This window comes from Sphingobium aromaticiconvertens (assembly GCF_037154075.1).
Taxonomy (GTDB): Bacteria; Pseudomonadota; Alphaproteobacteria; order Sphingomonadales; family Sphingomonadaceae; genus Sphingobium; species Sphingobium aromaticiconvertens.
In genome coordinates this window covers 2,433,330-2,445,443 of sequence record NZ_JBANRJ010000001.1, presented here as the reverse complement: position 1 = coordinate 2,445,443, position 12,114 = coordinate 2,433,330, and the positions used below count along the sequence as shown (strand labels likewise).

The window sequence follows — 12,114 nt, the reverse complement described above, 5'->3', positions numbered from 1 at the left end:
ATGTTCCCAATAAAAACAAGTGGTTCCGCCTATTGCAGCAAAATCGAACCTCATATTGCTGATTGGCGGTTCGGCGATAGTAGCGACTGTAGCAACAACGTAGCGGCGTGACTGCTACGATTGTTGACCACGAAAACCCAGCATTTCCGCCGGGTTGCGGGAGGGCGAGCCGGAATCGTAGCGAAATAGCGGCTTCTGCCGCGTGTCACGCGCGTAGCGTCGGTCAGGTCCAGTATAGAAAGGAAGGCCCTATTTATCCGCCGGGACTTTTCGGCGTAGCGTGATCCGGGTCAGTTCGGAGGGGCGACCCAACCGCATTGCAAAGCCGGGCCAAATCCCCGTGCCGTTGTTCACATAGAGCGACATACCATCGACCGCGTAGAAACCCGACACAAATCCACTATTTCCAAGAGCGACCAGTCGATCCAGTCCGGGGATCATCCCGCCATGGGTATGGCCGGAAAGTTGCAACGCGACGCCGCGCGCGGCGGCCTTCCGTGCCGCGCCGGGCTGATGGTCGAGAAGCAGGATGGGCGCATCAGCCGGCGCACCGTCAAGGGCGGCTGCCAGATCCGGTGGGGGCATGCCCGTTGCAGGCGCCGATAAATCCGTAACGCCAGCAAGGATAAGACGGCCACCCTCTCGCTCCAGAACGGCATGTCGGTTCGGAAGCAGGTGCATCCCCATGTCTGTGAAATGCTGCATCCACTCCCTATAGCCAAGGAAATATTCGTGGTTGCCCGGACTCATATACACCCCGTCGCGCGCGCGCAGGCCGCGGAGTGGCTCAACATCCGCCCGGCGCATCGCAAGGGTGCCGTCGATGACATCGCCCGTCACGACGATCAGATCGACATCGAGTGCGTTGGAGCGATCGACGACGGTGCGTGTCCAGGCGGCGGGAAACAGGCGACTGATGTGCATATCCGTCATGTGCAGAAGGGTATAGCCGTCGAACTGCGGTGGAAGTTCGCGAACGCCGATGTCCACGTCCTTGACCGGCGGAACCCGCACGGCGTTATAGACCCCGATCGCGGCAAGGATCGCAGCGATGGCAGCCATCGCGTACCGGACGCCGACAGGCACGGTCATCGCGCTACCGGGAATTAGCATCGCCCCCAGCATCACCGCATCGAACAGCAATTGCAGCAGGGCGAGGAACAGGATCGCGCCGCCCGCCCAATTGAAGAATAGCACGATGACGCGCGGGAACTCGGGCGAGAAAATCGATCCCGAGGACAGTCGACTCCAGAGTTGAAATTGAGACACGATGAGGAGGATGACGGCTATGGTAATTTTTATCACAACGGGTATCGGCATGGCCCACAGGAACCGGGTGATGACCAGAATGCTGGGCAGCGCGATGATCAGGTGAAAAATGGCATTTGCTCCGATGGCATTGGCAGCGGCCGGTACATGTGACGAGCGCCCGCTCGATCACGGTGGCATTTCAGCTTGGCAAGAGGAAATTTGATCCTTCGGTCATAAGCGTCAGACCGATGGCGCATGGTTCACAACAGCTTGTCCAAAGTGATTGGCAGGTCACGAATGCGCTTGCCGGTTGCGTTGAAAACCGCGTTCGCCACCGCAGCCGCCACGCCGGTGATGCCGATCTCACCAATCCCGCGCGCGCCCAGTGGCGAACGGGGATCGGGTATGCCGGTCCACATCACGTCGATCTGCGGCACGTCGAGATGCGCGGGGATATGATAGTCGGCGAGCGACGCATTCATGATCCGGCCGCTACGCTCGTCGAACAGCGTCTCTTCCATCAGCGCCAGCCCGAGGCCCATGATCATGCCGCCCCGGAACTGGCTGGCCGCGGTCTTTGGATTGAGGATTGTCCCGCAATCGAACGAGCCGAGCAGGCGATCGACGCGAACCTCACCCGTGACGTCGCTGACCCGCAGCGCGCAGAAGACCGCAGACGAACTGTGCATCGCGAACTTGAACATTTCGAGCGGCGCGCTGCCCGCAGCCATGACCGTCACCTCTTCGCGCGCTGCCCTGCCCAGGATCGAGCGAAAACTCTCATACCGGGTCGGATCGGCGATGCTGGCCAGCCCTTCGCCGGTCAGTCGAACTTCGCTGGCGCGCAGGCCCGCGATCGGGCTGGCATTGCCGGCCAGACGCAGCAATTCGCCCGTCAACTTCTCCGCGCCGGCGATGATTGCACCGGCAACCGACACCGTCTGCGAGGAGCCGCCCGCCATGGGCGCAGCGGGCAAGGCAGAATCGCCAAGCTCGAACGAAATGGCCTCAAGTGGAAGCCCGAGCCGATCGGCCGCGTGCTGCGCCTGAACGGTGGCCGTGCCCATCCCCATTTCCTGCGCCGAACAGGACACCGTCGCCGATCCGTCGTTGCGCAGCGTGATGCGGACATTGGCGCCGGGCATCCGGGCATAGGGAAAGCTTCCGGTCGCGCAGCCCATGCCGATCCGCCATTCCCCCTCGCGCTGCACGCCCGGCAACGCCTGCCGTCGGTCCCAGCCGAAACGCGCGGCGCCGTCGGCATAGGCCTGTTTCAGCGCATGCTGGGAAAAGGGCGTACCGGAGATCGGATGACGATCGGCTATGTTACGCAGGCGCAGTTCGATCGGGTCGATGCCCATGGCATGTGCCAGTTCGTCAACCGCGCTCTCGATCGCGAAGGTGCCGATCGCCTCACCAGGCGCGCGCATGAAAGTGTTGGGCACGATATTGAGGTCGAGATGGCGCTGCACGACCTCAAAACTCTTCGCGTCATAAAGCGCGCGCGAACCCAGCGTATATTGCTCGGGGCAAGCGCCATAAGGCGGCATCACCGAATAGCCGGTGTGGACCAGCGCCGTGAACTTGCCCGCCGCATCGGCGCCGATCGCGACACGCTGTTCGGACGGACTTCGACCGCCGATGATGCGATAGACGCCTTCGCGGCTGAGGGTCAGGCGCACCGGTCGGCCGGTCATCCTGGCCACCGCGATGGCGACGATCTGGTGATCCCACAACCCCTTCCCACCGAACCCCCCGCCGACAAATGGTGAGAGGACGCGAACCTGCTCCTTTTTCAGGTCGAACAGCTTGGCAATCGCTATAGCGCTTGGCGCCACCATCTGCGTCGTGTCGTGGACCAGCAGGGAATCGCCCTCCCATGCGGCGGTGACGGTGTGCAGTTCGATGGCGTTGTGATTATGACCGGGCGTTCGATAGATATTGTCGATATGATGCGCAGCGCGGATCAGTTCGCGATCGGCATTGCCAACCGAAACATGATTCTTCTCGATCAGGACCGACGCCGGTGTACGGGCATCGGCCTTCGCATCCTCGAAAATGGTTTTGGCAGGTTCCGGCGCATAGTCGATCGCGATCAGCGATGCGGCGTAGTCGGCCTGCTCCTGCGTTTGCGCAATCACTGCCGCGACGACCTGGCCATTATAGTGGATCTGCGCATCCTGCAGGATTGGCAGGCTACTATTGCCGACAGCGGACAGGTCGGTCATGCCGATCAGGGGCAGCGTGCCGATACGGGGCATATTGCGATGGGTCAGCACCAGGATCACGCCCGGCGCCGCCTCCGCCGCCTTGGTATCCAGCCGTTCGATCCGCCCACGCGTTACCGGGCTATGCAGCAACGCGGCATAGGACAGTCCGTCCATCACGACTTCGGCCGCAAAGCGCGCCTGTCCACTTACCTTAAGCGGTCCGTCCAGCCGCGATGCCTGCCGCCCGATCACGGCGTGGCGCCCGATCAGCGGATCGGGTGTGCCGCCGGGTAGCCAACCGGCCGGCATCCATCCGATGACGGTCCTGACAGAGCCTATGACGGCATTCTGGATCTTGGTCATCGGTCATCTCCCGCCAGTTCGACGAGAACGGCGGTCAGGGTCCGCTTCGCCAGTTCGCGCTTGAAGCCATTGCCGGTCAAGGGCACGGCCTCCGCAAATTCCACCTCGATTGCCGCTGCAATCGCGTCTGGGGACAGCAGACCGCCCCGCAATGCCTGCTCGATCCCGAACGCGCGCCACGGCTTGGGGGCAATGCCGCCAAATGCGACGCGGATTTGGTCGACACTGCCGTCATCCATCGTCAGCCCCGCCGCGACCGAGACCAGCGCAAAGGCATAGCTCGCCCGGTCGCGCACCTTTCGATAAGTCGACCGGGCGCCGAGGGCGGATACCGGGATTTCAATCGCGACGATAATCTCACCAGGATCGAGTACGGTTTCGATGTCCGGGCGTTCGCCGGGCAGGCGATGGAACTCGACCAGCGGAACGACGCGCACTCCGTTCGGACCGGCAATGTGGATGCGGGCGTCAAGGGCTGCCAGCGCAACGCACATGTCCGACGGGTGGGTGGTCACGCAAGCGGATGAGCCACCGAGGATCGCGTGGTATCGGTTGAACCCGCCGATCGCGTCGCAACCGCTGCCCGGCACACGCTTGTTGCAGCGCGAGCCGGCCACATCATTGAAGTACATGCACCGCGTCCGCTGCATCAGGTTGCCGCCCACCGTCGCCATGTTGCGGACCTGTACCGATGCACCCGCGAGGATCGCACGTGCCAGCATCGGATAATATCGGCGCACCAGCGGATGCGCCGCTACCGCACCGTTGCGAGTGGCTGCACCGATCACAAGGCTGCCGTCTGCCGCCTGTTCGATCATGTCCGATAAGGCGGTGACGTCGACCAGTCGCGAAGGCCCTTCGACGCCCTTGCGCATCAGGTCGACTAAATTGGTGCCGCCGCCGAGCAGGCGAGTCCCCTGCTCACCGCCCATTCGCAGTGCATCCGCCACCGAAGAAGCACGAACATAGGTCAGAGGGTTCATGGCCGACGCTCCCCTGCAACATCGAGGATCGCATCGACGATCCCGTTATGGGCGCCACATCGACAAAGATTGCCGCTCATACGCTCCTGCACTTCTTCGCGAGAAAGTGTGATCGCATCTGACATAAGATCAACGGTGAGATAGCTCGGCATGCCCGCAGCGGCTTCATCCAGCATGGCTACCGCCGCGCAGATTTGCCCCGGCGTGCAATAGCCACACTGGAAGCCATCATGTTCGATGAACGCGGCTTGGAGCGGATGCAATCTGTCGGGAGTGCCTAATCCTTCGATCGTCGTGACGGATCGACCGTCCGCCTGCACGGCCAAAGTCAGGCAGGACAGCATACGCGTGCCATCGATCAAGACCGTACAAGCACCGCATGCGCCCTGATTGCAGCCGACCTTGGTGCCGGTAAGGTGCAGTTGATCGCGCAGCAGGTCGAGCAGCGAGACTCGCGCATCATCGGGTGCCGAAACCTCCGCGCCATTGACTCGTATCGTCATTACGTTCGCTCCTGGTTTGACGCCGCTTGCGCGACTGCAATTCCCCAGATAGAACGAATTTCGTATTATTCAATCATCGTGATAAACGATTTTTGTGATCATCGCGATGAATTGGTCACGCTCTGCGGGCAGCAGACGTTCAAGCATCAGCCGATACATGTCCCGATACAATTTAAGCTGGACGGCCACATAAGACTGTCCCTCTTCCGAAAGCTGCAGCGCCACAGCCCGGCGGTCGCTCTCGACCCCCGCGCGCTTCAGAAAGCCCCGCTTGACCAGGCGATCCGTCGCGGACGAAATCGTCGTGTTCGCCGTGCCCAGGAATCGCGCCACGTCACTCGGTCCGCAGGCCGGATTCTGGGCCACGTAGAACAGTGTCTGCTTGTCGACTTCGTTCAGCGGCCTTTCGGCGCCGATCGCTTCGGCAAGCTTGTAGCGACGCGTGAAGGTTTCGAATGCGGCCCCCAGCGTGGCGAGTTGGTCATCAGTAGGCTTAGTCATATCCGCCGCATAACGCGCCAAGGCTGGTCGTGACCAGATGTCTCTTGTCACAATCGACGGAAATCGATTGTCCGCGATTGTCGATTTAGAATGCTCTCTCAAGACACAGGGCCTCTTATCGGCCGTATCGGTTGGGAATATTCAACGGCCCCGACTGCGCTCGACCTTTTTTTTAGTCTTTCCAGCACTCGGCAAGACGGCAACACACGCCCCCTCTTTGCCGTTGGCGGCTCAGATTCTATTTCCCAGAAGCCGACATTCAGCCCTGTTCAATTTTGGCAATTATGCCGGTTTCGATGCCTGGATTTGCCATGGCGAGTCCGGCATGAGCAAAGCCGACCAGGGCAGCTATTTTCGCGCAGTTCGTCATGCTAGCGCAAATGCCTGGCGCCGATCCCGTTCCGCAAAACGCCGCGCCAAGGCAAGCATTGCGGCAGAATGGCCGACGACATGGTGAACTCCCTAGCTGGAGATTGCTGATGTGGTAATGCTGACCATACCGCTATAGGTGGGCAGCGCAAGTTTAGACAATTCAGGTAGATGTATGGCCCGCAAACATTCAAAATATGACCCCTCTGGAGACTTGCATCGCGAGGATGATGCTCCGGCGATGGTGGTATCTTGCTGGCTTTGTGGACGGCCTACAGGCGAGACCATTGTCTGGCACCATCCCGTGCCCAAGAGTCGGGGCGGGCGGGATGTTGTACCCATGCATCCCATTTGCCAACAGACGCTGATCGCCAATTTCACCAATTCCGAACTGCAGCGCCATGGGATGGATGTGGAGGGCCTGTTGACCAACCCCGCCATGCGCAAATTTGTCGATTGGGTGGCGAACAAGGCCCCCGATTTCAACGCGACTACGGCGAAGAAGCAACGCTGATCAGGCTAGGCCTTGGGCTTCCGACCTTTTATCGCCGTTCCAGCGTTAGAGTGACATTCCGGGCACCAAAGCGAATATCTCTGCTGGGCAAAGATCCGGCAGCTTGACTTTTATTGATTCTGCTCGGCCGATTTAAAGCGTAGTTGGATAGCTTTGTTCGCTGGGACTGTGAGCGCCCAAACGCGCTTGCCAGGCTTTTCGATCAGTCGACCGCCAAAGTCGCTGTAGAACCGGCCTGCATTGAGCGGATAATCCATCTCGAAATGCACGGGGAAGGGATTGGCATTTCGCACGATTACGCTGTGGCGCAGGGTTTTCTTGGCCGGGTCGAACTCTTCCTCATGTTCCAGCGTGAGATTACTCGCTTCACCAAAGACCCACTCGACATCTTCGTCCACCGCTTTGTCGAGCGTGCTCCCCTCGCCGATATACATGCGACCCCATGGACTGTCCTGATAGAACACGACCCGTCCCGCAGGCAGAGGATCGCCCAACCCACCTTTCTTGTTGTTACGAAAACGGAACAGCATCTGGGGATCATCTGGCTCTGTCCGGTTCATTTTCGCGCGGTAGATCAGTGCCCCCTTCACCGCCTTGTCCGCGAGAAACGCCACCTGCTTCTGTGATCGAGCAGCGACCGTAACGGGCACGGGGATACGGTAGAGCTTGAGATCTCCCAGATTCTCCGCCTTGGCGACTACCGATACCGCAATGGGTGCGCTTTGCACCATTTCCTGCCGTCGTCGCGCAGTGACAACGATCTCGGATGCATCCATCGCCATGAACATCGGCGCAGGTGCAGGCGGAACTGGTCCATAGCCAGGATCGCTGGTGGTTCCCGCCGGCCAACAGGCACTGCCCCTATTCAGAGTCCTTGCCTCTCGGCGAACCCGCTCTCCGCTATTGTCACGGCTATCCTCCGACCGGTTGACCTTTCCTGCCACCGCCGAGGCTGTGGCATCGGGAAAGCTGGTGTCGTCGGCGCTTGCCAGCGTCAACCAGCCAAGCAATGTGAGCGATTGCCCGTCCTGAGCCAGCTTAGCGACATAGGTCGCATCCCAATCGAAACCGGCGGCGATATAGGCAAGGGTAATCGTTGCAAGGCCGCCTGGCTGGTCCTTGGTCGTCATCGTGAGTACAGGCTTTGCGGAGAGGGTCGGAGGAGCTTCGGGATAGATCAAGGTCTGGTGCAGGCCCGAGCAATATATGGCCTCCACGCCCCGGGGCGTCGTCACCACCAGCCGGTCGGCGGCGGAACGCACGGTCGCCATTTCCTCCAGAGTTTTCCCGGTCACGGGATCGGTGCGGCGCAGGATAACCCGCTGCCCCGTAAAGGCGTCCACCAGCCCCTTTTGCGACAGCAACGCGGCATCGCGATTGCGTTCACGCGGAGGCGCGCCAAAGAGGATCGCTGATTGCGGCACTATACCGCTGGCGACACCCTCGAAACGGATCACGACCGGCCCAGCCGGAAGCACGACCGTCCGCGTTTCGGCGATGAGAGCGAAAGCACCGGGTTCGTCTCGATCCAGCGCATCCTCTCCCCTGTCGGGATCGCGGTAGAGGGTGACTGCAACTTTATCGGGCGCTGACGATATTACCACCGGCGACTGCGCCCGCACGGCGGACGGTATTCCGCACAGGACCATCAGTAGCAGCCACAGTCGGACGCGGCGCATGACAGCTATTTACCAGGCGGTCAGGAAAGTGACCGTCAGTTCGGTCTTGCCATTGGCGGGCACCGGCACGTTCCATCGCCGGAGGTCCGCTGTATCCTGAACGCCCTTGATGCTTTCCTCCGATACGCGCAGATCACGCCACCACCACCAGCGAGCAAGCCCCGACTGGACCACGTCAACGGTCACCGGACCCGGCTTTGCATTGGTGACGATGTAGCGCATCTGGGTGCGGTAATATTTCTCCGGGCGTTCGGCATAGCCTTCCACCTTGCTGCCGTCGGGATAAATGACCCGCCAGCGATCCGTGAGTGTCCATTCGTCGGCGGTGATCGTATCGCGCTTCTCCACAATGGCCTGTACCTTTACATCGAAGGCATCGCCGGTGCGTAGAGCAAGAGTGGAACCGCCGGGTGTGTGCGGAATGGCGCTTTCGCCCACGAACTGGGCTTGGCCATGCGAATCCCGCATGTAAACGCGCACGGTACCCGCTGGTAGCGCAGCGCCGATGCCGGCGGCACGGGCATTGGAGAATTTCAGTACCGAAGCAACGCTTTGCGCTTCGTCATTGCCTCCCAGCCAGCCGTTATTGAACTCATAGCCACGTTGCGCCGTTACACCCGAGGCATCAAGGAAGCTTACTTGCTTGGTCTGGGCATTGGCGATCGTTGTGCGTCCCTCAATGGGATAGACATGAAAATCTCCAAGGCGTTCGCCACCCCCGCTCTCCGTGCCGGGCCGGTTACCACGCGGCCGGGTTGGCCCGCCATTATTGCTGGAATAGCGCTGTTGTACCTGCCCCACCTCTCCCGCCACCAGCAAGGCGCGAGCATTGGCAAAAGTGGTACCGGTACTGTTGTTCAGCGTGATCCAGCCCTGCATGTCGAGCTTGCCGGCCTTTTCATCGAAGAGGGCGACATAATCGGATTTCCAGCTCATGCCGGGCGTGAGATAACTCAACGTTACGGGCCGTGCGCCTGCTTGCTGCGCATCGACCGTCACGCTCAACGTCGGGCGGGCACGCAGGTTGGGCGGGATGGAGGCGAATATGACCCGTACTGGTAAACCATCGTCGCGCAGCACCTCAATTCTTTCGCCGATCTTCAGCACCACGCCACCGTTCGCTGCCAGTACCGTGGCCTGCTCGCGCGTTTCGGCACCGGTGGCGGGGTTGGTGCGGAGCAGCGTGATGGTCTGCCCGACCGCCTTTTCCATCAACGCGGAAGGAGAAAGCAGGTCATAATCGAAATTCTGCTCGATCACCCCGACACCCTCGCCGGCCAGCGTCACGGTTTCCGGACGAATGCGCGCGGACACATCCGGGAAATCCTGGCGTGAACGTCCTGCGGACAGGGTGATCCGGCGAACATCCTGCACCAGCGCAAGGTCATTGTTATAGATTGTGATAGAAATGTCGCCCTGGGCATTAGGCGCGGCGGTCGAAAGGTTGGGCGTCTGCGCAAAAATCAGTTGGGGGATCAGAAGAGCAATTGATGTCAATGCGGAATATTTCAGCTGCATGAACCCTCCCATATTGTTCTTGACCATGCCCCAAATGATGTACCCGATCCAGAGGCTTATTCCTCGATCGACTCTATTCATGGTCTTTGAAAAATTATCCATCGCAATACCGAAGGAAAAGACAGCGTTGGGCGACCAGCCATGCGTCAACTGTCGCTTGGCATGGTTTTATGACTTCCTTCTTGACCGACGAATCGTTGGTCGGTCGCGGACGTGCTCCCGCAATGCAGCATTGTCAAATCCATTCACCCCTGTACCTCTCTGGCGACGGGTTCGGATCAATCTGCTAGTCGGTTTGCCAGTCGATTATTTTGAGGTCCATATGACTGTTGTTGCTGCCTATCTGTATCGCAATGGACAGCGCGTCCGCGAAGTGGCGATCACCGAAAAGGTCGATTGCGCGGCCGACAGATCGGAGTTCGTCTGGATCGGCGTTGCGGATCCGTCCGAAGAAGAACTGCGCACGCTCCAGAAGACCTATGACCTTCATCCGCTGGCGATTGAGGATGCACTCAAGGCCGACCAGTTGCCCAAGGTCGATATCTATGGCGACCAGATTTTCGTGGTCGCGCGAACCGCGCATGTGGAAAATGACCAGATCGCCTATGGCGAAACCTCGATTTTCGTCGGCCACAGTCACATTATCAGCGTCCGTCACGGATCGGCGCGCGCGCATAGTGTGCTCCGCCATGACCTGGAAGCGGTGCCGACCCAGCTCGTCCACGGTGTCGACTATATCCTTCACGCCATTCTCGACTTCATCGTCGATGGATATCTGCCAATCATTGAGGGTATCGAGGAGGAAGTTCTGGCGATGGAGCAGCGCACGATCGACAATTTCCTGGGGCGTGACGAGATTACGCGCATCTTCAATTTGCGGCGCGAACTGATCCGTTTCCAACGGATTTTGGTGCCAATGCGTGAGGTCGCAACCAAGTTCGTGAAGATCGAGCTGCCCTGCATCGACGCCGAGGCGCGACCCTATTTCAGCGATGTCCGCGATCATGTTCACCGGGTGCAGACGATGGTCGATGACCTGCGAGAAGTGCTGACATCGGTATTCGAGTTCAGCACCCTGCTCGAACAGCAACGCACAGGTGTCATCACCCGCCAGCTTGCGTCATGGGCCGCAATCCTGGCCGTGCCGACCGCGATTGCGGGCATTTACGGCATGAACTTTGAACATATGCCCGAACTAAAGACCGAATATGGCTATTTCGTAATTCTGGCTGTGATCCTGTGCGCCTGTATGCTGCTCTACATCCGGTTCAAGAAGGCGAAGTGGCTATAGCGGGCATGCCCGGAACCGAGGCATTGATCGCATCGTTTCAGTCTCTCTTATGAAGGAGATGGCCTGTGGCAGCGCGCGCATATTGGCAAGGTCAGATCAGGTTGGCGCTGGTGTCCATTCCAGTCGAGATCTACGCGGCGACCAAGAGCGGCGCCCAGATCGCTTTTCACCAGATCCACGAACCCAGCGGAAAGCGCATTCGCTACGAGAAGGTCGTACCCGGCCTTGGCGAAGTGAAGGCTGAGGATATCGTCAAGGGCTATGAATATGAGAAGGGCAATTACGTCCTGCTCGAACCCGACGAGATCGAGGCGGTCAAGCTTGAGAGCAAGAAGACGCTGGAACTGACCCAGTTCGTCGATGCGGCTGATATCGACGTCCTCTATTATGAGCGGCCCTACTATGTCGTGCCGGCTGACGATCTGGCCGAGGAAGCCTTCATCGTGTTGCGCGAGGCGTTGCGCCGGACAAAAAAGGTCGGGCTGGGCCAACTGGCGATGCGGGGGCGTGAATATATTGTGTCGTTGAAACCATGCGGGCGCGGCATGGTTCTGGAAACGCTGCGCTATGCCGATGAGGTCAACCGCGCGCAGGGCTATTTCCGCGACATCGACGATAGCGAGCCAGACCCTGAACTGCTGGAACTGGCGGAAACGCTGATCGAGAAGAAGAGCAAGCCATTCAAGGCCGACGCTTTTCACGACCGTTATGTCGATGCGCTGGAGCGGCTGATCGAGAAGAAGAAAAAGGCCAAGGGGCGCAAGATCATTGAAGAGGTGGACGATGCGCCGATCAGGAAGGGCAGCAATGTCATTGATCTGATGGCCGCGCTCAAAAAGTCCGTCGATGGTGGCGGTGGAGCGAAGAAAGCCACAGCCCGATCAGCCCCGAAGACGCCCGCGAAGAAGACATCCACCAGAAAGCGGGCCTGA

At 59.8% G+C, this 12,114-nt stretch carries 11 protein-coding genes; 4 read left to right on the top strand and 7 right to left on the bottom strand.

Annotated elements, in window-relative coordinates:
• Positions 1–249 precede the first annotated feature (249 nt).
• From WFR25_RS11750 to WFR25_RS11730, 5 genes are all read right to left on the bottom strand, one after another.
• A complete protein-coding gene (locus WFR25_RS11750; protein ID WP_336971079.1) occupies positions 250–1,320 on the bottom strand; it encodes a metallophosphoesterase in 1,071 nt (356 codons plus the stop codon).
• A gap of 191 nt (positions 1,321–1,511) precedes the next feature.
• Positions 1,512–3,824 (bottom strand): xanthine dehydrogenase family protein molybdopterin-binding subunit, encoded by a 2,313-nt coding sequence (locus WFR25_RS11745; RefSeq protein WP_336971078.1) that lies wholly within the window; start codon positions 3,822–3,824, stop codon positions 1,512–1,514.
• A complete protein-coding gene (locus tag WFR25_RS11740; protein WP_336971077.1) occupies positions 3,821–4,807 on the bottom strand; it encodes an FAD binding domain-containing protein in 987 nt (328 codons plus the stop codon). The genes WFR25_RS11745 and WFR25_RS11740 overlap by 4 nt, the downstream gene beginning before the upstream one ends.
• A complete protein-coding gene (locus WFR25_RS11735) occupies positions 4,804–5,310 on the bottom strand; it encodes a (2Fe-2S)-binding protein (RefSeq protein WP_336971075.1) in 507 nt (168 codons plus the stop codon). Before WFR25_RS11735 ends, WFR25_RS11740 begins: the two co-directional genes overlap by 4 nt.
• A gap of 69 nt (positions 5,311–5,379) precedes the next feature.
• A complete protein-coding gene (locus WFR25_RS11730) occupies positions 5,380–5,832 on the bottom strand; it encodes a MarR family winged helix-turn-helix transcriptional regulator (RefSeq protein WP_336971074.1) in 453 nt (150 codons plus the stop codon).
• A 46-nt stretch (positions 5,833–5,878) separates the two neighbouring features.
• Between WFR25_RS11730 and WFR25_RS11725 the strand changes: the two genes are divergently transcribed.
• Both WFR25_RS11725 and WFR25_RS11720 read left to right on the top strand, forming a co-directional pair.
• On the top strand, positions 5,879–6,268 hold the full coding sequence (locus tag WFR25_RS11725; protein WP_336971073.1) for a hypothetical protein: 390 nt from the start codon (positions 5,879–5,881) through the stop codon (positions 6,266–6,268).
• An 87-nt stretch (positions 6,269–6,355) separates the two neighbouring features.
• A complete protein-coding gene (locus tag WFR25_RS11720) occupies positions 6,356–6,694 on the top strand; it encodes a hypothetical protein (protein WP_336971071.1) in 339 nt (112 codons plus the stop codon).
• Positions 6,695–6,804: 110 nt separating this feature from the next.
• Here the strand turns inward: WFR25_RS11720 and WFR25_RS11715 are convergent, their stop codons facing one another.
• Both WFR25_RS11715 and WFR25_RS11710 read right to left on the bottom strand, forming a co-directional pair.
• Positions 6,805–8,373 (bottom strand): DUF4139 domain-containing protein, encoded by a 1,569-nt coding sequence (locus WFR25_RS11715; protein ID WP_336971070.1) that lies wholly within the window; start codon positions 8,371–8,373, stop codon positions 6,805–6,807.
• 9 nt (positions 8,374–8,382) lie between these two features.
• Positions 8,383–9,891 (bottom strand): DUF4139 domain-containing protein, encoded by a 1,509-nt coding sequence (locus WFR25_RS11710; RefSeq protein ID WP_336971068.1) that lies wholly within the window; start codon positions 9,889–9,891, stop codon positions 8,383–8,385.
• Positions 9,892–10,213: 322 nt separating this feature from the next.
• Between WFR25_RS11710 and WFR25_RS11705 the strand changes: the two genes are divergently transcribed.
• Together WFR25_RS11705 and ku are read left to right on the top strand one after the other, a co-directional pair.
• Positions 10,214–11,182, top strand: a complete 969-nt coding sequence (locus WFR25_RS11705) for a magnesium and cobalt transport protein CorA (protein ID WP_336971066.1) — start codon at positions 10,214–10,216, stop codon at positions 11,180–11,182.
• A gap of 65 nt (positions 11,183–11,247) precedes the next feature.
• Complete coding sequence (gene ku, locus WFR25_RS11700) at positions 11,248–12,114, top strand: non-homologous end joining protein Ku (RefSeq protein WP_336971065.1); 867 nt, start codon at positions 11,248–11,250, stop codon at positions 12,112–12,114.

What these genes read in the sequence shown, in the direction of transcription:
- WFR25_RS11710 (WP_336971068.1), bottom strand. Translation starts at nt 9,891, where the DNA reads ATGCAGCTGAAATATTCCGCATTGACATCAATTGCTCTTCTGATCCCC.
- WFR25_RS11735 (WP_336971075.1), bottom strand. Translation starts at nt 5,310, where the DNA reads ATGACGATACGAGTCAATGGCGCGGAGGTTTCGGCACCCGATGATGCG.
- WFR25_RS11705 (WP_336971066.1), top strand. Translation starts at nt 10,214, where the DNA reads ATGACTGTTGTTGCTGCCTATCTGTATCGCAATGGACAGCGCGTCCGC.
- WFR25_RS11720 (WP_336971071.1), top strand. Translation starts at nt 6,356, where the DNA reads ATGGCCCGCAAACATTCAAAATATGACCCCTCTGGAGACTTGCATCGC.
- WFR25_RS11750 (WP_336971079.1), bottom strand. Translation starts at nt 1,320, where the DNA reads ATGCCGATACCCGTTGTGATAAAAATTACCATAGCCGTCATCCTCCTC.
- WFR25_RS11745 (WP_336971078.1), bottom strand. Translation starts at nt 3,824, where the DNA reads ATGACCAAGATCCAGAATGCCGTCATAGGCTCTGTCAGGACCGTCATC.
- WFR25_RS11715 (WP_336971070.1), bottom strand. Translation starts at nt 8,373, where the DNA reads ATGCGCCGCGTCCGACTGTGGCTGCTACTGATGGTCCTGTGCGGAATA.
- WFR25_RS11740 (WP_336971077.1), bottom strand. Translation starts at nt 4,807, where the DNA reads ATGAACCCTCTGACCTATGTTCGTGCTTCTTCGGTGGCGGATGCACTG.